The 557-nt window shown below is 46.5% G+C and carries 1 pseudogene; it reads right to left on the bottom strand.

Annotated features, from left to right (window positions below):
• A pseudogene (locus ACLRGG_RS21360) lies at nucleotides 1–557 on the bottom strand (hypothetical protein); the annotation flags it as partial.

The raw sequence follows: 557 nt of genomic DNA, 5'->3' as shown, positions 1-557 counted from the left end.
TTTTTCGGGGGGATTACCGTTGCATTGTTATATAGGTTTTTTTCTTCTGTGGGAGTTAACTTTCTCCCCAGCTCATTTTCTTTTGCCTGACGAATAGCAGCAAATGATGGAATATGATCGTGCTCTAATCTATCGCCAACTACTGAACGATCTTTAAGCTCTTTATATGACCCAACATCCAGTGGCTTAACCGCTTGAATTTCATCACTGGCTTTATTTATTAGCCTCGAAGCCTCAGCAACATCCCCTTTCTTCAGCGCTGTTTCAGCCGCTTTGATAGCCTTGCCTGCCACATCTCCCGCACCAGGTATCACGCCGATTGCAGCAGCAAGATAATCAAGAGCCGACTGCGCTTCCGTAAATCCTTTTATATCACCGATAATCGGCACGAAGTCCAGACCGGTTCCGGCAACATCTTTGACCATCTGTGTACAGGCTGCCTGATCCTGAGCACAGATGGCTTTCTGTGCGGCTTCGTATTTCTCTATCGTGCCTTTCTTGTTGGCTTCTGCCGCTGCGAGAACATTTGCCAGCGAGTTATTCTCAACAACAACTTT

Origin of the sequence: Erwinia sp. PPS120 (assembly GCF_047918655.1) — a bacterium.
Taxonomy (GTDB): domain Bacteria; phylum Pseudomonadota; class Gammaproteobacteria; order Enterobacterales; family Enterobacteriaceae; genus Erwinia; species Erwinia tasmaniensis_A.
The sequence above is the reverse complement of the archived record's forward strand: the minus strand, read 5'-3'. Positions and strand labels throughout refer to the sequence as shown.